This window comes from Oceanobacillus massiliensis str. N'diop, from assembly GCF_000285495.1.
Classification (GTDB): domain Bacteria; phylum Bacillota; class Bacilli; order Bacillales; family Amphibacillaceae; genus Oceanobacillus; species Oceanobacillus massiliensis.
Genome location: NZ_HE610977.1, coordinates 581,149 through 600,803 on the forward strand (window position 1 = coordinate 581,149; position 19,655 = coordinate 600,803).

The 19,655-nt window shown below is 41.0% G+C and carries 19 protein-coding genes; 4 read left to right on the plus strand and 15 right to left on the minus strand.

Features of this window, described 5'->3' with window-relative positions:
- Window positions 1–12 precede the first annotated feature (12 nt).
- Complete coding sequence (locus OMHG_RS08410) at window positions 13–639, minus strand: TVP38/TMEM64 family protein (RefSeq protein WP_010650060.1); 627 nt, start codon at window positions 637–639, stop codon at window positions 13–15.
- Between the two features lie 212 nt (window positions 640–851).
- Between OMHG_RS08410 and OMHG_RS08415 the strand changes: the two genes are divergently transcribed.
- Window positions 852–1,244, plus strand: a complete 393-nt coding sequence (locus OMHG_RS08415; protein WP_010650062.1) for a YhjD family protein — start codon at window positions 852–854, stop codon at window positions 1,242–1,244.
- On the opposite strand, the gene OMHG_RS08420 is transcribed toward OMHG_RS08415, so the two are convergent.
- From OMHG_RS08420 to OMHG_RS08435, 4 genes are all read right to left on the minus strand, one after another.
- Window positions 1,189–1,710 (minus strand): competence protein ComK, encoded by a 522-nt coding sequence (locus OMHG_RS08420; protein ID WP_010650064.1) that lies wholly within the window; start codon window positions 1,708–1,710, stop codon window positions 1,189–1,191. The genes OMHG_RS08415 and OMHG_RS08420 overlap by 56 nt on opposite strands.
- Window positions 1,711–1,919: 209 nt before the next feature.
- Window positions 1,920–3,467 carry a fatty acid--CoA ligase family protein gene (locus OMHG_RS08425; protein ID WP_010650065.1) on the minus strand — a complete coding sequence of 516 codons (1,548 nt, stop codon included), beginning with the start codon at window positions 3,465–3,467 and terminating at the stop codon, window positions 1,920–1,922.
- Between the two features lie 221 nt (window positions 3,468–3,688).
- Window positions 3,689–4,684: a lipoate--protein ligase gene (locus tag OMHG_RS08430; protein ID WP_010650067.1), complete on the minus strand. Its 996-nt coding sequence runs from the start codon at window positions 4,682–4,684 to the stop codon at window positions 3,689–3,691.
- Window positions 4,685–4,768: 84 nt separating this feature from the next.
- On the minus strand, window positions 4,769–5,500 hold the full coding sequence (locus tag OMHG_RS08435) for an MBL fold metallo-hydrolase (RefSeq protein ID WP_010650068.1): 732 nt from the start codon (window positions 5,498–5,500) through the stop codon (window positions 4,769–4,771).
- Window positions 5,501–5,609: 109 nt separating this feature from the next.
- Between OMHG_RS08435 and yhfH the strand changes: the two genes are divergently transcribed.
- Both yhfH and pepF read left to right on the plus strand, forming a co-directional pair.
- The gene (gene yhfH / locus OMHG_RS17890) at window positions 5,610–5,741 is read left to right on the plus strand and encodes a protein YhfH (protein WP_010650069.1); all 132 of its coding nucleotides are present in this window, start codon (window positions 5,610–5,612) and stop codon (window positions 5,739–5,741) included.
- Between the two features lie 208 nt (window positions 5,742–5,949).
- Window positions 5,950–7,764 carry an oligoendopeptidase F gene (gene pepF, locus OMHG_RS08440; protein WP_010650071.1) on the plus strand — a complete coding sequence of 605 codons (1,815 nt, stop codon included), beginning with the start codon at window positions 5,950–5,952 and terminating at the stop codon, window positions 7,762–7,764.
- A 242-nt stretch (window positions 7,765–8,006) separates the two neighbouring features.
- Here the strand turns inward: pepF and OMHG_RS08445 are convergent, their stop codons facing one another.
- The 5 genes from OMHG_RS08445 to OMHG_RS08470 form a co-directional block, all read right to left on the minus strand.
- Window positions 8,007–8,954, minus strand: coding sequence for a nuclease-related domain-containing protein (locus tag OMHG_RS08445; protein ID WP_010650072.1), 948 nt, complete (start codon window positions 8,952–8,954; stop codon window positions 8,007–8,009).
- A gap of 435 nt (window positions 8,955–9,389) precedes the next feature.
- Complete coding sequence (hemY, locus tag OMHG_RS08455) at window positions 9,390–10,799, minus strand: protoporphyrinogen oxidase (RefSeq protein ID WP_010650077.1); 1,410 nt, start codon at window positions 10,797–10,799, stop codon at window positions 9,390–9,392.
- On the minus strand, window positions 10,799–11,734 hold the full coding sequence (hemH, locus tag OMHG_RS08460; RefSeq protein WP_010650079.1) for a ferrochelatase: 936 nt from the start codon (window positions 11,732–11,734) through the stop codon (window positions 10,799–10,801). Before hemH ends, hemY begins: the two co-directional genes overlap by 1 nt.
- Before the next feature lie 32 nt (window positions 11,735–11,766).
- Window positions 11,767–12,801 (minus strand): uroporphyrinogen decarboxylase, encoded by a 1,035-nt coding sequence (gene hemE, locus OMHG_RS08465; protein ID WP_010650081.1) that lies wholly within the window; start codon window positions 12,799–12,801, stop codon window positions 11,767–11,769.
- A 158-nt stretch (window positions 12,802–12,959) separates the two neighbouring features.
- Window positions 12,960–15,140, minus strand: a complete 2,181-nt coding sequence (locus tag OMHG_RS08470; RefSeq protein WP_010650083.1) for a transglycosylase domain-containing protein — start codon at window positions 15,138–15,140, stop codon at window positions 12,960–12,962.
- A gap of 218 nt (window positions 15,141–15,358) precedes the next feature.
- Between OMHG_RS08470 and OMHG_RS08475 the strand changes: the two genes are divergently transcribed.
- Window positions 15,359–15,853 (plus strand): antibiotic biosynthesis monooxygenase family protein, encoded by a 495-nt coding sequence (locus OMHG_RS08475; RefSeq protein WP_010650085.1) that lies wholly within the window; start codon window positions 15,359–15,361, stop codon window positions 15,851–15,853.
- A 69-nt stretch (window positions 15,854–15,922) separates the two neighbouring features.
- On the opposite strand, the gene OMHG_RS08480 is transcribed toward OMHG_RS08475, so the two are convergent.
- The 5 genes from OMHG_RS08480 to liaF form a co-directional block, all read right to left on the minus strand.
- Window positions 15,923–16,402 carry a thioredoxin family protein gene (locus tag OMHG_RS08480; RefSeq protein WP_010650087.1) on the minus strand — a complete coding sequence of 160 codons (480 nt, stop codon included), beginning with the start codon at window positions 16,400–16,402 and terminating at the stop codon, window positions 15,923–15,925.
- A 3-nt stretch (window positions 16,403–16,405) separates the two neighbouring features.
- On the minus strand, window positions 16,406–16,840 hold the full coding sequence (locus tag OMHG_RS08485; protein WP_010650088.1) for a disulfide oxidoreductase: 435 nt from the start codon (window positions 16,838–16,840) through the stop codon (window positions 16,406–16,408).
- A 343-nt stretch (window positions 16,841–17,183) separates the two neighbouring features.
- Window positions 17,184–17,810 (minus strand): response regulator, encoded by a 627-nt coding sequence (locus tag OMHG_RS08490; RefSeq protein WP_010650089.1) that lies wholly within the window; start codon window positions 17,808–17,810, stop codon window positions 17,184–17,186.
- Between the two features lie 23 nt (window positions 17,811–17,833).
- Entirely contained in the window at window positions 17,834–18,880 is a 1,047-nt protein-coding gene (locus OMHG_RS08495) for a sensor histidine kinase (RefSeq protein WP_010650091.1), read from the minus strand.
- Window positions 18,881–18,911: 31 nt separating this feature from the next.
- Entirely contained in the window at window positions 18,912–19,652 is a 741-nt protein-coding gene (gene liaF, locus OMHG_RS08500; protein WP_010650093.1) for a cell wall-active antibiotics response protein LiaF, read from the minus strand.
- Window positions 19,653–19,655 lie beyond the last annotated feature (3 nt).

Genomic DNA, 19,655 nt, shown 5'->3' on the forward strand with positions numbered 1-19,655 from the left:
TTCAGAACGCCTTTATTTCGCATTTTTTTTCAATCTTTGTTCGAGGTATTTGCCCAGCATCCAGAAAAGGACTATTCCTATTCCAACAACAATCGTTTTAACGGGATTCTGGGCAAATTCCATAATACTTGAACCAACGTAGGAAATCGAGAATATCATTACTGTCTTTCCCAAAAGAACAGCAAGGATGAACTGTTGTGTGCTTACTTTCGACAAGCCTGCCACAACATTGATAATCGCTGACGGTGAAAACGGAAAACAGAGCAAAAGAAACATCGGCCCGAATCCATGGCGTTCCACCCATGCAGTGACACGCGTCACCTGTTTATTCCTTCTTACTTTTTTAAGGAACTTCGTATTGCCCAGCCTTCGTATCAGCAGAAACACAACAATTGCTCCACTGCTGGCGCCAAGCCAAGAGAAAAGAAATCCCTCCAATAATCCGTAAGCCGCTGCATTACCCAACACGAACACAATGAGCGGCAAAAAAGGCAAAAAGGCTTCTATAAATGGAAAAATAATTCCGGGCAATGGCCCCAAACCTTCATACTGGTTCAATAGCTGCTGTATAACTTCTTCCAACCCATCCTCTTCAAGAGCTGTTTTCCAGTTGGAGAAAGTAATGTTTAATAGGTACATTTAGTTGGATTCTCCTCGTAACATGAACGACTTCATAAGTTAATCTTATTTATATTTTAAATTAAACAGGAAAAATTGCATAGTTTTAAGAAAAAATCGGCCACTTTCTTTTTATTTCTGTATTTTTAAATTAAGTAGTGTATTTTATGCAACTTTGTCATATAATAAGATAATCGAACAAACGTTCTATGTTACAGAAAGGTGTTGTTAGTATGCGCTATCTAACAGACGAAGAATTGGAATTGGCCACCCGCTTCCTTTTTCTGTCTATGGCGATGGTTGTAATCAGGCAGGATATCGGTCACGCTCAAAATAGTGCCTCTAAACTGAAGGAATTTCATGTGAGAACTCTGGAGAAAATGGAAACGGAAGCGGCCTTCGAACGGAGAAATTTAAAGACGTTGATGAGAAAGAAGAACATGAAAATTGTAACACTCAATAAGAATGACTCCTTCTCATCGTTTCTCTTTCTATGTCAAGGCCGGGAAGAGAAACGGAATTACTTTAATCCTGCCATCCGCAATAAGGTGGCGGCCATTGTTCAGGAGCTTACGTTGAAGGTTCTGCAATCATATCAGCAGGAGAATACTGCTGCAAAAATTTGATCCTGTTATCGAGCTGAAAGCGAAATTGTGCAGTCCGCTGCAATTGATTCAGCATGGAGCCATATGAAATATCTAGTACGACCCTGCTTCCATTTTTAAATTGGATTTCCGTCTGCTGATTATTGGCCCTGCTGACCTTGTCAATATGTGAATGGGCAATCCATGCACACTTTGGGTTACTGGGAGAAGAAGTGGGAAAGAAGTACATCCCGCTGGAAGGATCAATGGAGATTGGTGCTTTATGTGTAATACCGCAAATGTCGCGTGTCCCGTCCTGTCTGCCTTTGAGGCTGGATCCGAAGAACCGGCATGCTTCGTCAATAATCTTTGTAGGGGTTTGATCCAAAACATACTCTGTGTCTTCCTCGATCACATAAGTCACATTTTCCCCTTCCGGATTTCGCTTGGCAATGACGGCCATTGTAACAGGTGTTATTTCATGGGTTGTGAAATAATAGTTTTTCATAAATATACGATTCTTCCTTTCCGAAAAAATAAAAAGAAAGTGGCTTATCTATTAATTTACCACAACAAACTATCAAATGATACATATAAACTAAATTTTTAGAAAAAATATATTATTCCATTATTTGAGCGGTTGGGTAAGCTGCCTATAATCGATTAAAAAAGAGTTTTGCCAATCAATATGACAAAACTCGCGACTATCATCTTCATTTATGGTTTGGTAATTTGATCCCTTAGGTTTTTCCTAAGGATTTTACCAGTGGTATTTTTAGGCAGTTCCTCTAAAAATTCAATTGTCATGGGAATTTTATATTTTGCCAAATGTAATGTACAGAAATCAGTCAAAGCTTCTGCTGTAACTTCAGGATTGTCCACTACCACAAATGCCATGACTTCCTCACCAGTTTCTGGTTGTGGAGCGCCGACAACCGCAACCTCTGTTACATTCGGATGCGAATACAGCACTTCTTCCACTTCCCGTGGATAGACATTATAACCCCCAACTATTATCATATCTTTTTTACGATCGACAATATAAAAGTAACCTTCCTCATCCATACGGGCCATGTCACCTGTATAAAGCCAGCCGTCCTTTAATGCAAGCATTGTTTCCTCGGGAAGTTTATAATAGCCCTTCATGACGTTCGGACCTCGAACAATCAATTCCCCTACCTCGCCTGGTTCTAACTCCTCACCAAATTCATCCACTACCTTATTTTCCACATTGACAATATTCCTGCCAATGGAACCAGCCTTACGGGGCCGATCGAGCGGATTGAAACAAGTAACAGGGCTTGCTTCCGATAAACCATACCCTTCTGATACCCTTACATTGAAAGCCTGTTCAAATGACTTGAGTAATGCGACTGGCATAGCCGCACCACCTGAAATACAAAGACGGATATCCGCAAAATCAGCCTGATTGCCTTTGACACTTTGCAGCAAATAGTTGTACATTGTCGGGACACCTGCAAAAACCGTTGCTTGATGCTCTTTAGCAGCACGGAAAACTTCCTTTGGTGAAAACTGCGGCAGAATGATGATCGTTCCGCCATTCAAAAGTGGCGCATTAAGGGCTACAGTTAGACAGAAGACATGGAACATTGGCAGCGCAGCTATCACACAGTCCTTATGGCCGATTGACAGGTAATTAGCAACATCCTGTGCATTGGAGTATAGATTCTTATGTGTTAGCATGGCACCTTTTGGCTTACCCGTCGTACCTGATGTATATAGGATAATGGCTAGATCCTCGCCCGCCAATTTCGGCTCTTCAAACACAGAGCTGCCACCGCTCACAAAGCGGGTGAATGAATACAGTTTCGGTTTGATGATGCTGCTTGTGAAATCATTGGCTGTCTCTTTACCACTTTCGCAAATTATGTAATGTTCCACTTTTGTCAGCTCACCTGCGATTGGCAAGAACTTTTGAAGGATTACATCCATTGTGATGATACCTTTTACATCCCCATTTTGAATAATGTAAGACAGCTCTGAAGTGGTATACAACGGATTAATCGGAATCACCACCGCGCCTGCCCTTAACGCTCCATACAGGCCAATTATAAAGTGGGGACTGTTTCCCGCAACGAGTGCGATATGATCCCCCTTTTGGTAGCCAAGCTCTATAAGGCTGGAGGCAAACCTCTGCACAGAAGCTTCCAACTCATAATATGTTGTCTCCCTATCTTGAAAGATATAGGCAACTTTTTGTGGATTTTCCTTGGCGATATGGAATAACTTTTCACTTAAATTCATTTACAATCCTCCTTTTCTGAATGAATACTCATTCATAAATTTGTTTAATGTTATCGGAATTGTTAATCGTCAATACGGAAACTTTTTAATTTTCCGTATATTGTTATTATAGAAGAACCCTTCTCTCATTTCAATAGAAAGCGCTAACATTATTATTGGCAATTGATTGATGGAAGATTGTTGTATAAAAAAGTCCACTGTGATGGCAGTGGACTTGATAATCAATATAGAAGATTAATAAAATCTTCTTTTGAAATTCTCCCTAGATAATGTGACACTTCGAAATCTTCAAGTGCTTCTTCTATAGCTCTGCGTTCATGACGAACACCCTTCAGTCTTTCTTCAAGCTCTTCTATTTGGCCAATTCCGAAGAAATCTCCATAGATTTTGCAGTTTTCGATTATCCCTTTCTTCACGTCCAAACGAACATCTACGAGACCTGCATCAAATTTATAGGTTTCCTGCACATTAAATGCTGGAGATTTCCCATAATTCCACTCCCATTGCTGATAACGCTTTTTCGAGATCTCCGAAATATTTTCCCAATCTTCATCCGTGAGGACATATTGTGGAACATCTCTTACATCATCGACATTAAAGACGTGTTTTAAGATGGTTTCTTTAAACTGTTCCATCGTAATTTTTTCCTTGAGAAATTCTGAGATGTTTGCTACGCGGCTCCGGATCGATTTGATACCTTTTGATTCAATTTTGATCTTCTTGACCTTCAGCGCTTTAGTCAGTTCTTCCAGTTCAGAATTAAACATCAATGTCCCGTGGCTGAACATGCGGCCCTTTGTAGAGAACATTGCATTTCCAGAAATCTTCCGTCCGTTCACTGCCAGATCATTGCGGCCCTGCATCTCTACAGGAACCCCTAATTGATTGATGGCCTCGACCATCGGCTGGGTAAATTTAGCGAAGTTCTGAAAGCTGTTTCCATCATCTTTAGTAATAAAACTGAAGTTAAGGTTTTGTTCATCATGGTATACAGCACCACCGCCCGACAAGCGGCGCACCACTTTAATTCCTTTTTCATCGACATAATCTGTGTTGATTTCTTCAATTGTATTCTGGTTTCGTCCGATGATAATGGACGGCTGATTAATATAAAATAGTAAATATGTATCTTTCTCACCAAAGTTTTCCAAAATGTATTCTTCGATGGCCAGGTTGACCATAGGGTCTGTAATCCCTTTATTATCGATAAACTTCATGTTTTTGGCTCCTCCTCCAATTCACTTTCTAACCCCAGTTTAATTCAAAAATTCAAAGTTATCAAAGGAAATAGCTTGACAGTCCTAGGACTGCCAGACCATTCCTTCTTCAGCCAATCTGATTGTTCCATGATAGTACTGTTTTGCTTCTTCCACCAGCTGGTCAAGATTGCCAAACTGTGGAAGATGACTGAGCACCAATGTCTTCACACCGGCATTCTTGGCAATTTTTGCCCCTTCTTCACTATTCATATGTCCTGCTTTCGATCCATCTTGTCCAGCATAATAATTACAATCCGTTATCAGTAAGTCAGCATTTTCCGCAAAGTCTTTCCACTCGTCCTTATAGCTTGAATCTGCTGTATACACAATGACGCTTTCTCCATCTGTTATCCGCATTCCATAGCATGGAACAGGATGAACCGTTTCAAGAAACTGGATCGTAAATGGCCCGATTTTTAATTCCTGTTCAGGATCGTATGGCATACCCTTTGTATATTCATGGCTTAAGGATTCAAACTCTTCAAGATCCTTTGTATGCCCGTAAATTGGCAATACTGAATCTGAATTTTTTACATAGAATTGTATTAGCTTTGCATACTGAAGCACACCAATATCTGCAATATGGTCGTGATGGTAGTGGGAAAGAATAACTGCATCAAGCTCGGATACATCTCTATAATTCTGCAATTTGGATAATGAACCACTGCCAGCATCAATCAGCAATGAAAAATTATTTTTTTCAAGTAAATAAGATGAAGTTGCGCCATCCCTTGCCGGATAGCCTCCCCAGCAGCCAATAACGGTCAATTTCATATTAAATCACTCCTAAATCAAATTTTGTTGTAACACAGTATTGACAACATGAATACTGTTATAATACAATAGTTTCAAGTTCCAAAACAATTGCAAAAGGAGGATACACATGATCAGTGTTGTTGAGTTTTTCAGAAACCTGCCTAAAAAGAAATGCACACAATGCGGTGAAGACATGATCCATGAGAAAGCTGACTGCTACGGAAATGTTTGCGACGAATGTGATCACCCCGCAAGATAATCGCAGCTGCAGACTCAATTAATGTGTAACTCAGATGAAATTGGAATACTTTAATAGAACTGTACTACAACAATCCTATAAATTCTACCCGCAGCTATGATTATAGCTGCCTTTTTTCGTTTGGATATATCAGAAAGTTCTATTATTATTGTTATATTTATATTATACTTAATAGAATTAGAAATATAAATTACAAAGGAGTTTACCTATGACAATTTCTACTACGACAAGATCCAGTCGCTCCGAAACGGCACAGGAGGAAACATGGAATTTAACCGATCTATTCCCTAGAGATGAAGCCTGGGAGAATGAACTTACCAGTATACAGGAAGACATTATTGACATCACAAGCTACAAAGGGAAGCTCACCTCTAATTCCAGCACATTACTGCAAGCAATAAAAGCACTTGAAACCTATCAGCAGCGTGTCGTCCGTGTTGCTGCCTATGCAGGTCTGCGTTTTAGCGCAGATGGATCAGATCCTGATAATCAAAGGGATTCATCGAAAATGTCTGCAGCTTTAGCATTCGTCGATGCGAAACTATCATTCTTCCAATCCGAATTGCTTACACTTTCCGACCAAACAATAGAAACGTTTCTAAAAGAACAGCCACAATTGAAAAACTACTACAAAATGCTAAATGATCTGATGGAGGATAAGGCCCATACATTAGCGCCCGAAATTGAAGAGGCCCTAGCTGCACTCAGCGAAGTACATAATGCACCATATATGATTTATCAGCGCAGCACTTCTTCAGATATGGAGTTTGATTCGATTAAAAATCCGGATGGGGTCGAACTTCCAATGTCAGCAGCCCTGTATGAAGATCGCTATGAATTCTCACCTGATACCAGTACACGCAGAGCCGCATATGATTCTTTTACCAAAACACTGAATCAATATAAAAATACATTTGCTGCAACCTATGCGACAGAAATAACGAAACAGATTACGCTTTCCCGACTCAGAAAATATGAGTCTGTCACAGACTTCCTACTGGCTAAACAGCAGGTTACCAAAGAAATGTACCATAACCAGCTGGAAGTCATCCAAAAGGAGCTTGCTCCCCATATGCGCCGCTTCATCAAGCTGAAAAAGGAAAAACTTGGTCTGGATGAAATTCGGTACAGCGATTTAAAAGCACCGCTCGATCCGGAATTCAATCCTAAAACTACCTATGAGGATGCTACAGCAACGATTGTTGAAGCATTAAAAGTAATGGGACCCGAATATACGGAAATTATCAAAAAAGGAATTGCCGAACGCTGGATTGACCGTGCTGATAATATCGGCAAAGCAAATGGGGCATTCTGTTCAAGTCCATACGGTGTCCATCCCTATATTCTGATTACATGGACAGACACAATGCGCGGTGCATTCGTCCTTGCCCATGAACTTGGACATGCAGGTCATTTCTACCTTGCAGGGAAGCATCAATCCCTTATCAATACCCGCCCTTCCACTTATTTTGTTGAGGCTCCATCAACATTAAACGAGCTGCTTTTAGCGGAGCATCTATTGAACAATACGGATGATGTTAGAATGAAGCGCTGGGTGATCACACAGCTGCTAGGTACCTACTACCACAACTTTGTAACTCACTTGCTCGAGGCTGAGTACCAGCGCCGTATCTATGACCTTGCAGAACAGGGAGTTCCATTAACAGCAAATGTACTTTGCAAAGAAAAGCGTGAAGCATTGGAAAATTTCTGGGGTGATGAGGTAGCATTTGACGAAGGAGCTGGTCTCACATGGATGAGACAGCCTCATTACTACATGGGTCTTTATCCATACACGTATTCAGCAGGGCTGACAGTCTCAACAGCAGTCGCTCAAAAAATCAAAGAAGAAGGAAAAACTGCAGTCGACAGCTGGCTTGATGTCCTAAGAGCAGGAGGAACCAAAAAGCCGCTTGACCTGATTAAGCAGGCCGGTGTCGACATGTCCAAACCAGATACAATTAAAGTAGCAGTTGACTATGTCGGTTCCCTTGTTGACCAGCTGGTAAAAAGCTACGAATAATGTGAAAAGAAGATCAGCCGCAGCTGGTCTTCTTTTGGTTTTTGGGGAATGGGGCGTGGGGCTTGGGCTTGATGAGTGGCTCGATGCTAGGCAGGGTGCTGGGTGCGGGGCTGATGCAAGCTGGGCGGCGCGTCCTCTATTTAAATTTTGCGCCCGATTAATTGTGAACATCAGCTATTTTCCTGTGAACATCAGCATATCTCTTGTGAACATCAGCCTTTCTCTTGTGAACATCGGCATTTTCATTTTAAGTAGTATTTTCGACCGCTGTTATTTCCTCTTTTCGGGTATTCGTTCAACAGATTCTTTGCTATATTAACCGATGCCAGCAGTAAAAAATCTCTTGTTTCCTTATTGCCTATATATTCATTTATTAGCAATGCATAATCATCTAAATCTTTCCGATGTGCCGTTTTGGATGTTTGCTGACAAACATTGCATTTCCATTTACCGCCAGCTCTTATCATTGGAACAGCCATACAGATCGGGCAGATAACGCCTTTTAGCAGTTCTTCAAAGGATATTTTATATTTATCTAAGACATGAAGCGTTTCATCTGTATGTGCTGAAAGTAAGTGGATGGCCAATTCATTTACCTGGTTATCTGTTAAACAGCTTTTTGTATATTCAAGCTGAATTTCTTCAATTCTAGAAAGCAGCTTATCCATTCGCATTACTGAATTTTTAATTGTCTTTTCACTAGTAAAATCTTTAAGGAGTGTTTTTTGAGTATATACGGCAATTTTTTCAATCGGTATTGCTGGGAAATCGAAATTGCGGAGCCAGCGCAGGAGTCTTACGTGCTGGAGCTTGATCTGTTCAATGGGGTTTGTTAAAGAATCTTCCTTTCCTTCCTTTTTACGGACTGATTGACCCATATCATCAAAATATACTTCCCCATCAATGTTTTTCACCTCAATAATCAGTATGAAATTATTACAGAGAAGTAATGCGTCAATTTGGAAATAACCATTTGCATCGGGAATTCTCAAGTGGTAAAAAATGAGGAAATCATCATAGGAGAGAAAATCAAGCGGAAATTGGAGGGCTGCTTCGCCATTGTGTCCCGCCCTTAAGATGCGAGCTTGGCCGTTAACTGTTTCTTTGAGCGGATGTACTGCAGGTAACCTTCTGTTTAGTGCCTCCATCTGCAAAATATGCTTGGATACTTCGAGGGGTTTAACAATCACTATGATACAACCTTTCTATATTCAGTTTTATTTCTTACTATAAGTACAATTCTATTTAATTTGCAATAATCCTGCTGTAATTAACCTAAAATTTTATAAGCTGAAAAAATTTGTGAACATCAGCATTTATTTTGTGAACGTCAGCCATTTTCATGTGAACATCAGCTATTTTCCTGTGAACATCAGCATAATTCTCATAGATATCAGCATTTCCCTTCCCAACGCTCCCCTTGTCGCCACCAGCAGCCCGCTCACGCTCACTACCCCGATTCCAGTATCCGCGACAGTGACAGCCTCCCCGCCCCTGATTCCAGTATCCCCGCTGTGTTCCATCCCCTACTCCGCGGCACCAACTCACCGTTCCGCGGCTCTTATGACCGTCCAGTCCAAGCCACCACACCAAGCAAAAAGCCCTGCTTTTGCAGGGCTTTCCTTTTATCTATTCAGATATTCGATTACTTCGGACGCACTTTTTTGGCCGTGTTCGATGCAATCAGGTATGCCCACTCCGTCGTAGGAGCTTCCCGTTAGGACTAATCCTGGCAGTTCACTGGAGGCATTCGTACGGATTTCATTGACAAGCTCGAGATGTCCAACATGATACTGTGGCCTGGCATCTTTATATCTTGTAATGATACTGAATGCTGGTTTTGCTTTTATTTTCATTGTTTTGTTTAAATCTTTCAGCACGATTTCCGTAATTTCCTCATCGGTTAAGTCTACGATTCCCTGGTCATCCGGTTTGCCGACATAGCAGCGGAATAAGGCTTTCCCTTCTGGTGTCGTGGTTGGCCATTTCCGATGTGTCCATGTACATGCGGTGATGCGGTAGTTGCTGCTTCTGCTTACGAGAAATCCAGTGCCATCGATATCCTTTTTAATGTCTGCATGGTCAAACGCCATGACGACATTTGCTGTAGAGGTAGCGGGGATGTCATTCAGTTTTCTCAAGAAATCGTATTGTGTAAGCATTGCTGGCACTTTCGTATGTGGCGCTGCCATGATTACAGCATCTGCTTTATATACCTCTCCATTGCTCAGAAGCAGGTGATATCCCTGTTCTTTCTTTTCGATATGATCGACTGCCGTATTCATGCTTACGGTACCAGCATCAAGTACTTCCGCCAGGCGTTTGACCAATGTCTCAAGACCTGTTTCAAAAGAGAAAAAGGCACCTTCTGGCTTCTTAGCCTTTTTCTTTATGGATGGTGCCTTTGGTAAGGTTTTTTGCAGTCCTCGCATGACACTCCCATACTCCTGCTCAACTTGATAAAACATCGGATAGATTGCTTGCAGGCTCATTTGGTCAATGTCTCCAGAGTGGATGCCTGAGAGCAAGGGATCGATCTGATAGTCCACGATTTCATTTCCAAATCGGTGCCGCATGAATGCACCAAGTGACTGGTCCCCTTTTATCTTGCTTTTTGGCAGCACTAGATCCATCAGGGCCCGCAGCTTCCCTTTTAAGGAAAATACATCAGAAGCCAGCAGTGGCCGAATTTCTTTTGGAACACCCATGTAGGCGCCTTTAGGCATTTTATGTAATTTATTTTTTATGAGAATATACGACTGTCCTGTGCCATTGCGAATCATTTGATCACTTAGTCCAAGTTCTTCAGCAAGTTTCACTGCGGCAGGTTTTCTTGCCAGTAAGGAATCGGGTCCCAATTCAATAGTATAGCCATCACGCGTAATCGACTGTATTCTTCCTCCCAGCCGACTGCTTGCTTCAACAAGCTTCACTTCAAAAGGAAAATTTTTTTCCTTTATTTGTTTTTGCAGATGGTAAGCGGCGGATAATCCAGTGATTCCGCCACCTACAATTACTATTTTTTTTGATTCCATCACACTTCACTCTTTACTTTTTTAAGGACAACCTTTGATAGCATGTTAATGAAGTCAACGTGGGCATTTGGCATGTCCGGGCGATGGTATTTAGCACCAAGTTCATCACAGACAACCTTACATTCATAATCGTTATCATATAGAACTTCCAAGTGATCTGCAATAAAGCCAACTGGAGCATATACAAATGAACGGTAACCCTGCTTTTCATAAAGCTCGCGTGTAAGATCTTGAACATCAGGTCCCAACCAAGGATCAGGTGTATTTCCTTCACTTTGCCATCCCAATGCATAATCTTTAATCCCAGCTTCTTCAGCAATTAGTTCGGCAGTTTCTCTCAACTGGTCTGGATATGGATCGCCATTTTGTAAAATTTTCTCCGGCAGACTGTGTGCAGAAACAATCAGAACAGCTTTTTCACGTTCTGCGGCAGACATATCATTGAAGATTTTGCTAATGCCTCTTGCCCAGAAGCTGATAAAACCTGGCTCTGTATACCAATCTTTTACAGACTCGATTGTAATACCATGTTTTTCTGCCTCTTTGCCAGCGCGATCATTGTATGATTTAACACTGAATGTAGAATAATGCGGAGCTAGTACAAGCGAAACAGCTTCTTTAATGCCGTCTTTCGCCATCTCTTCTACGGCATCTTCAATAAATGGTGCAATATGCTTCAAACCAACGTATACTTTGAATTCACACTCATTTTGTACTTTGTTTAGGGTTGCTTCCAGAGAATATGCCTGGTCTTCGGTAATTTTGGCAAGCGGTGAAATTCCGCCAATTGCCTGATAGCGATCTTTCAAATCCTGCAATGCTTCTGGTTCAGGCTTTCTTCCATGACGGATATGTGTGTAGTATGGTTCAATTTCTTCTTCCTTGCTTGGCGTACCATAAGCCATTACCAATAAACCGATTTTTTTCTTTTCCATTTTTTTCAGCACCTCTTTGTAAAATTTTCAATTTATTTTTTTGTGTAGGAATGAATAAACGCTGTCAACTTTTTCAAGGTATCAGGTTTAATATCAGGCGTAACACCATGCCCTAAATTGAATACGTACTTTCCTTGCTGCATCCCTTCATCCAAGATGCCTTTTGTACGTTTCTCTATTATCTCCCATTCCGTAAGTAAAATTGTCGGATCGAGATTTCCCTGCACTACTTTTGTGACACCCATTTCACGGGCTTCGGTAATGGAAGTCCTCCAGTCAAGTCCAATGACATCAATAGGCAAGTCATTCCATTCCATCAATAGATGACGTGCACCGACTCCGAAAATAACCAATGGTACATTATGCTTTCTGAGTTCCGAGAAAATCCTTGTCATCACAGGTTTGATAAATACACGATAATCGGGTGCATTTAGTGATCCTACCCATGAATCGAATATTTGGATTGCCTGTGCACCAGCCTCTACCTGTGCATCGATATAGGTAATGATCATATCAGACAGTTTATCCATCAATGCAAACCATGTTGCCGTATCGCGATACATTAATGATTTTGTTTTGTTATAGTTCTTGGAAGGCCCTCCCTCAATCATATAACTGGCTAACGTAAATGGCGCCCCGCTAAAACCAATCAAGGGAACATTCAATTGTTCCTCTGTCAATAGCCGGATCGTATCCAGTATATAAGGGATATCCGAAGCTGGATTAAGGTGGCCAAGACTTTCTACATCACTTAGCTTTCGGATTGGATTATGAATGACAGGTCCAATCCCGTTTTTAATTTCTACGTCGACACCCAAAGCAGGCAATGGTGTCATAATATCCTTATATAGAATTGCCGCATCGACCCCATAATTTTCAACTGGAAGCCTTGTTACATATGCGCTTAATTCAGGTTGGTGCGTAATTTCAAATAGCGAATACTTTTCCTTTAATTCACGGTACTCAGGCTGTGAACGTCCTGCCTGTCTCATAAACCAGCCGGGAATATAATCGGTTTGTTCACCATTGTAAGCTCTTAAAATTGTATCGTTGAGTTTTTTCGACATAAAGTTCCATCCTTTTACACATTCTACTTTCTCCATTACCTACTATAGCGATTTCAAACTTCGCTGTATAGTTCAGGCAAAGGTTTGTCATGAATTTGCCTCATTTTGAAAAGCGGCAAAAAGTAAATCTAACTCCAGAACAAACCTCTCCATATAAACTATCTGTTTTGCCAATCCAGTTCTACAGTCTCTGATCTGCCGCCTTCCATTTTGGTCAATGGATCGTAGGCGACAACATAATATCGATTATTGCGGAAAAGAGCATTGCTGATGCTATATTCTTTCTTACCAGTTACCTCGCCAATCCGCTTATCAATGCCTTCATTATCCTGATAGATCCGATAAACGATTCGATCATCATCAGAGCCATCCCATGTTAGCTTACCCTTTACAAGAGAAAATCCGCCAAATTCGTATTCTGCTGTAAGATTAGTGATTTGCTCAAGGCGAATTGGTTCTGGCAATGCGTCCACATTTTCCGGTTTCACAAATTCTGCCGCAAGAGAGCCTCCAGTTTGTTTATCGATCTCATTCAGAATTGATTTGGTCAAACTGGTTGGGTAGGCACTTCCTCCTGTCAGGTAATGATCTTCATCCGATTTATCGTAGCCCATCCATAGAGCACTGACATATTCAGGTGTATAGCCTACAAACCAGGCATCTTTCGTTTGTCCCTCTACCCGTGGATGCTGAGTGGAGCCGGTTTTTCCTGCAAGTGCCTTTGAGTACTCACCAGAAGTAGCTGTACCGCTAGTCACCGTTTCTGCTAACATCTCTGTCATATTCCATGCAACCTGTGGATTGAATACTTGTTTCGGACTTATCTCGGCTTCATAATCCATCTGATTATCTCGATCGAATATCTGATTGATTGTGCTGGAATCCATAACATTACCTTCAGAGGCAAACGATTGGTAGCTTTGAGCCATTTGCAGAGGTGTAACACCATGTGTCAATCCCCCGAGTGCAATTGCCGGACCTTCATCCTCTATCGGCATTCCCAATCGCTTAAGATATTCTTTTGAATAATCGATTCCAATCTGTTCGAGCAGCCAGACGGCAGAAGTATTCTTTGATGTCATCAATGCTTCATAGATGGTTACTGTATTCGCATATTCTCCATCTGCATTAGAGACGGAATATTCGCCAATTTGCTGATCGGGAAGCAATGTAAATGGGTTGAACTTTTCCTCCTGCATCATTGCCGGTCCATATACAGCAACAGGTTTAAACGTTGAACCAGGCTGTCGTTGGACGGTAACACGATTCAAATCTCCGAGCTGATAGTTTCTGCCGCCAATGGCTGAAACTATATTGCCTGTCCCTTCCTCCATCATCACGAATGCACCTTCGACCCCTTCTGTACTCCCCGGGAAAAATCCATCATTTTGAAATTGTTCATAGGCAATCTGCTGAATGGCAGGGTCCATATTGACTACTATTCGATATCCGCCTTTTTTCAATGCATCTACAGAAAGTTGATGTTTATCAGCCGCTTCCTTCATCACAAGGTCGATATAGCTGTCAGTCCATGGGGTTGGCTCCTTTTCCTGAAGCACCAAACCAAGCGTCTTTTCTTGTTCACTCTTACGTGTTTCTGCTGAAATGTACCCGGCATCTTCCATTGCCTGCAGAACGATATTTCTTCTTTCCAATGCCTTTTCCGGATGATCAATCGCCGAATATCCATTGGGGGCCTTCGCAAGTCCAGCCAGCATTGCGCTTTCAGAAATGCTTAATTCTTCGACAGGTTTCGAGAAGAAATAGTTTGAAGCAGTTTCCACCCCATACAGACCTTCTCCAAAGTAAATTTCATTCAGATATAATTCCAGAATCTCAGCTTTGGAGTAATTTCTTTCAAGATAAATGGCTGCCATTGCTTCTTTAATTTTTCTTGTCCATGTTTTATCATTGTACAAGAATAGGTTCTTAGACAGCTGCTGTGTAATTGTACTTGCACCTTCGACTTTACTCATGGCAATGATATCCCGGTAAACAGCACGCGTGATGGATTTTAGATCGACGCCTTCATGGTTATAAAATCGTCTATCCTCTATAGCTACAAATGCCTGTTCCAAATGATCTGGAATCTGTTCGATGGAAACAAGCTCCCGATTTTCGTTATAAAGCTTACCTATTATTTCTCCTTCGCGTGTTTCAATCGTAGTTGCCGCATCCAAAATCAGGTCTTCGTCGTCCACAACGAGATTTCCACCATATAAGACAGCCCCATATCCAAGCAGTCCAATTATAATAAGAAAACCCGCCATCCATAAAAACAGCTTTAATTTTCGTGAGACAGTTGTTCGTTTTCTTCCTTTATTTTCTTTCTTACGCATATGTTCACCTCTACACAATTACACTTATAGTATACGACATTTTTCGCCAAGGTTAAAGAATATAGTCCCTATCATTTAATAATTATTTTAATTTACACTTAGTGTAGTTATTTCTGGTTTCGGGTAATATGATGACTATAGGCTTAATAGTTATGAAGGTGATTTGTAAAAATTCTTATCAAAGCTTTAGTATGATTAATCAACAAGGAGGTTTCTGCATGAAAGCATATATGACAAACGGCACAATTGATTTTTTGCAAAAGCTTGACAAAAAACATCCTGAATTCAATCTTCATTTAATGTCAAGCAGTGAAAGTGGCATCGCCTATTATGAAAATAACAATAAGAAACTGTTTAATGCAGGGCGTGAATACGAATTATTAATGCAGACAGGAGAAATTCAGAAAGAAGGCTTTGTCGTCATGAACAATATACCGGTCGCAGACGATAGCAAGCCTGGTTTTGAACACCGTTTCAAAAACCGTACAAATGCTGTTGAAGGAATGCCCGGATTCCAGGCATTTCGCTTTCTGAGACCGCTCCAGAATAATACTTACGTTGTACTTACCCAATGGAGTTCGGCTGCCGATTTTGAAAATTGGAAGGCATCCGATCAATTTAAGGAAGCACATAAAGGGCAAGCAGCCAAACAGCCTGCACATTTTACGGAACGTCCGTTTATAACAACATGCACGATGCTAGAAGAAGATTAACGAAAAGCAAAAAGCTAGCTGTTATCTATCACAGCTAGCTTTTGGTATATCTTCTGTACGGCGGTATATCTATTCTAAAACATATTCATTGAAGAATGCTTCATAGTCCTCTTCAGCTTGCTGGCCAACAAGACGGGCAACTTCTTCTCCGTCTTCATAGTGGACTAGTGTCGGTGTAGATTCAATATTATAGGCAGTCCCTTCCTGTCCGAATTCGAGGAGATTGAATTTCTTCATATCCACGTCCATATCCTCTGCCAATGGTGCCAAGTATGGTGTCGTGTTTTGACAATAGACACATACTGGACTATAGAAATAAACCGTTGCTTCTTCCCCATTATTCAGGGTTTCACTCAATTGTTCCGGAAGAATCTGATTCTGATATAAGGGATCATCCAACTGATCAATTGTTGCCTGATCCAGCTCTTTTGAGCCATATGGATTTTCGCTGTTGTCCAGCGCCTGATTGTTTTTATAATCAACCACAAAGTATAGTGCGATAAATAATACGACAATCGCACCGATGATGATTAACATTTTCTTTCCCATTGATTATTTCCCCCTCTGTTCTTTTAATAACATAAACTGTAAAACAAAAATGACAATAAATGCTATACCGGCTAAAAATGGGATTGTAACAAATCCTAAGTAATTGACATATACAGCATTGCATGGAACTCCGCCCGTACAAGAACCTCCCATTTCATGAAAAGCAGGGACTTTTTGTACCATATAATGATAAATGGAAACAAACATTCCGATGCCACTTAGGATTAACCCGGGCAGTGTAACGGAAATTTCCTTCTTGATAGCTGCAAAACCATAGATAACTACCAGAGGATACATCAGAATACGCTGATACCAGCATAATTCACATGGGATAAATCCCATTATCTCGGAATAGAACAGGCTTCCCCCAGTCGCCAGAATGGCCTGTACCCATATGAGCAATAACAGATTTTCTGCTTTCTTGGTCACACTTCGCATATAGACGCTATCCTCTCTTATTTAAAAGTACATTTGTATTATACAAATGCACTCCTATAAAAACAATAGTTTAGCAGCAGGTGACAGAATCATTTTGTCAAATTAATGAACGATTGCATCGATTCCTTCTGCTCATCAATATAACATATACAGTAAATCGAATCATAGAGCAGATTTATTCATATGTTATATGGATTCAAGTTACCGGGAAGTTTCATGAACTATTCCGCTCCGCTTACGCATTCGGCTGACCCGCACACCTGGACTCCATAGAACTGGAATTCCAGGACAGTACTGCCTCGCAATCCAACTAGTTATCAAAAACAGCAAGCTATTGGATGCCCTATAATAAATGCTTGCGATGCACATAGACTGCTGCCTGTGTCCTGTCCTTTACATTTAATTTGGACAGTATATTGCTGACATGTGTTTTGACTGTCTTTATGCCGATATATAGCTGGTCACTAATTTCCTGATTCGTCATTCCATTCCCAATACAAAGGAGCACTTCCAGTTCGCGTTCTGTAAGATCATCATGCAGCTTGTTTTGTTCTGAACGATAATTGGACATCATTTTACCAGCCACTTTCGGTTCAATGACATTCTCATTTCTAGCCGCCTTTTTGATTGTCTCTGCAATCTCGGGTGCGGATGATGTCTTTAAAATATAGCTGAAGGCGCCAGCTTGAATCGCCGGGAAAATCTGTTCATCATCATAGAAGCTTGTTAGAATAATAATCTTACAGGCGGCATGCTTTTCCATAATCCTTTTCGTTGCTTCGATTCCGTTTCCATTATCCATAATCAGATCCATCAGTACAACATCAGGTCTTAATTCAAGCACAAGTTCCGCCCCTTCATTCCCGCTTGCGGCTTGCCCTATTATATCTATATCGTCCTCTGTCTGCAGATATGCAATAATACCTTTTCTAACAATTTCATGATCATCAATAACAACTGTTCGAATCAATGCTATCCCTCCTTATTAGCTGTCTAACATGGAATACGTATATCGATATAGGTTCCCTCATCCGGATTCGAACGGATAATGAAGGTTCCACCGAGTTCTTCACTTCTCTCCTGCATCGTTTTTAAACCATACGACGTCTTTCTTACTGTATCTTTTGTAACATCGAATCCCTTTCCGTCATCCCGTATATGTATGAATAATTCTTTTGATTTTTTCGAAATATCGACATGCACCTGGCTTGCATTCGCATGTCTGAGAATATTGGATAAAGATTCTTGGACAATCCGAAAAACATGCTCTTCTATTGCTTCACTGAGTCTCAGATCCTCATGGATGTCCAGAATAAAATGCACCTGACTTTTCTGTCTTAGCTCATTAATCAGCTTGCTGATACCAGTAGGCAGCGAATCGCCGGAGAGATGCACCGGCCGCAAATGCAGCAATAATGCTCGCATCTCTGTTTGTGCCTGCAATGCTGCTGCAGCAACTTCATTCATTTGATGCCTGGCAAGGGCTGGATTCTTGTCAAATTGCTTCACAGAGGCTTCTGACATCATAGTCAAAGCAAATAGCTGCTGACTTACAGCATCATGAAGGTCTCTTGCAATACGCTGCCTTTCTTCTATGACTGCTGCTTTATGGGCAGATTTGGCAAAGTCTGCCTTCTCATCCCCCATCCTTTGCAGTGATTTCACTTGTTTTTGCAGTTTGGGTCCCAATTCATTCAGCTCTTTCCCAATCCTTGCTAATTCGTCCCCATCATCTTCCAGAAAGGAAATGGAAGATTGATAGTTTCCATTAGAGAATTGCTTGATTAAAACAGAAACTGCATCAAGCCTTGTCTTAAGAGAATTTCCGGTAGACTTAAATCCGGAGTATACAGAGAGAAGAAAGGAGACCGATACATACAATAATATAAATAGGAAAATACTCTGTACAGTAAGCCATGCCGGCTCAAACAGGACATGAACAGACAATAGAATAGAAAGGAGAAATATTGTCGTTAAGAATAAATGTGATAAATGTGAACGAATAAATGTATAGCGGATGCTTGAGAATTTCCTCTTCAAACTGCTTCCTCCCTTCGATTAGATGGATCTTCTATACTTGATCAATCCGAATAGACCCAGCCTTTAGATTTATCATGAAGTCCAACTTGCGTTCGGCAACTTCATAATTGCCTGTCTGGAAATTAATGGATCGATTAATCCCCTCCGCATTCTGGCCAAGGACCTTAATCTCCCCAGCGTTTACAAAGGCCTTAATGCGAAAATCCAGATTCTCGGGCACTAGAATAGTTACATCGCCAGCCAGTGAGCGAACAGAGATTGGAATATTCTTCTCCGGAATAAATGCTTTGGTAAAATCAAAGTAAAAATCCCCTGCCATATGCTTCAGAATCATAGGCTCCACCTTCCAATTCGGTTCACTGTATTCATGATCACCTACTGTAAACATAGAAAAATCCCCTTTCTTCCATTCTTTGCCTGATCCATATTCGCCAGTAAACCGTTCACGCCTAAATAGGTTAAAACCTATATACACAATCAAAAGCGGCCATAATTTAAAAATATCCCAAAAGGTAAATACAATCCAATCCATCCTGTCCATCAATAACAAGGAACCGAACAGTAATAGGAAGGAACCCATTTCCCAGCTTCCGCCCCTCTTTCTAAAAAAACCGAATAGCCAATTTATCCCAATCACAACAAAGAATATCGGATAGATATATTGCCATGCGAGATTGAGGTTGAAACTGACTACTCCAACATTCGCCATGACCAGCATCACACCGATTGTTATTAAAAAAACCGCCAAAAAATAGCGAAATAAATTATTCATCTA

What these genes read in the sequence shown, in the direction of transcription:
- yhfH (WP_010650069.1), top strand. Translation starts at nt 5,610, where the DNA reads ATGATCAGTGTTGTTGAGTTTTTCAGAAACCTGCCTAAAAAGAAATGC.
- OMHG_RS08425 (WP_010650065.1), bottom strand. Translation starts at nt 3,467, where the DNA reads ATGAATTTAAGTGAAAAGTTATTCCATATCGCCAAGGAAAATCCACAA.
- hemY (WP_010650077.1), bottom strand. Translation starts at nt 10,799, where the DNA reads ATGGAATCAAAAAAAATAGTAATTGTAGGTGGCGGAATCACTGGATTA.
- OMHG_RS08470 (WP_010650083.1), bottom strand. Translation starts at nt 15,140, where the DNA reads ATGCGTAAGAAAGAAAATAAAGGAAGAAAACGAACAACTGTCTCACGA.
- OMHG_RS08485 (WP_010650088.1), bottom strand. Translation starts at nt 16,840, where the DNA reads ATGCGAAGTGTGACCAAGAAAGCAGAAAATCTGTTATTGCTCATATGG.
- OMHG_RS08410 (WP_010650060.1), bottom strand. Translation starts at nt 639, where the DNA reads ATGTACCTATTAAACATTACTTTCTCCAACTGGAAAACAGCTCTTGAA.
- hemE (WP_010650081.1), bottom strand. Translation starts at nt 12,801, where the DNA reads ATGTCGAAAAAACTCAACGATACAATTTTAAGAGCTTACAATGGTGAA.
- OMHG_RS08475 (WP_010650085.1), top strand. Translation starts at nt 15,359, where the DNA reads ATGAAAGCATATATGACAAACGGCACAATTGATTTTTTGCAAAAGCTT.
- OMHG_RS08480 (WP_010650087.1), bottom strand. Translation starts at nt 16,402, where the DNA reads ATGGGAAAGAAAATGTTAATCATCATCGGTGCGATTGTCGTATTATTT.
- liaF (WP_010650093.1), bottom strand. Translation starts at nt 19,652, where the DNA reads ATGAATAATTTATTTCGCTATTTTTTGGCGGTTTTTTTAATAACAATC.
- pepF (WP_010650071.1), top strand. Translation starts at nt 5,950, where the DNA reads ATGACAATTTCTACTACGACAAGATCCAGTCGCTCCGAAACGGCACAG.
- hemH (WP_010650079.1), bottom strand. Translation starts at nt 11,734, where the DNA reads ATGGAAAAGAAAAAAATCGGTTTATTGGTAATGGCTTATGGTACGCCA.
- OMHG_RS08420 (WP_010650064.1), bottom strand. Translation starts at nt 1,710, where the DNA reads ATGAAAAACTATTATTTCACAACCCATGAAATAACACCTGTTACAATG.
- OMHG_RS08430 (WP_010650067.1), bottom strand. Translation starts at nt 4,684, where the DNA reads ATGAAGTTTATCGATAATAAAGGGATTACAGACCCTATGGTCAACCTG.
- OMHG_RS08435 (WP_010650068.1), bottom strand. Translation starts at nt 5,500, where the DNA reads ATGAAATTGACCGTTATTGGCTGCTGGGGAGGCTATCCGGCAAGGGAT.
- OMHG_RS08415 (WP_010650062.1), top strand. Translation starts at nt 852, where the DNA reads ATGCGCTATCTAACAGACGAAGAATTGGAATTGGCCACCCGCTTCCTT.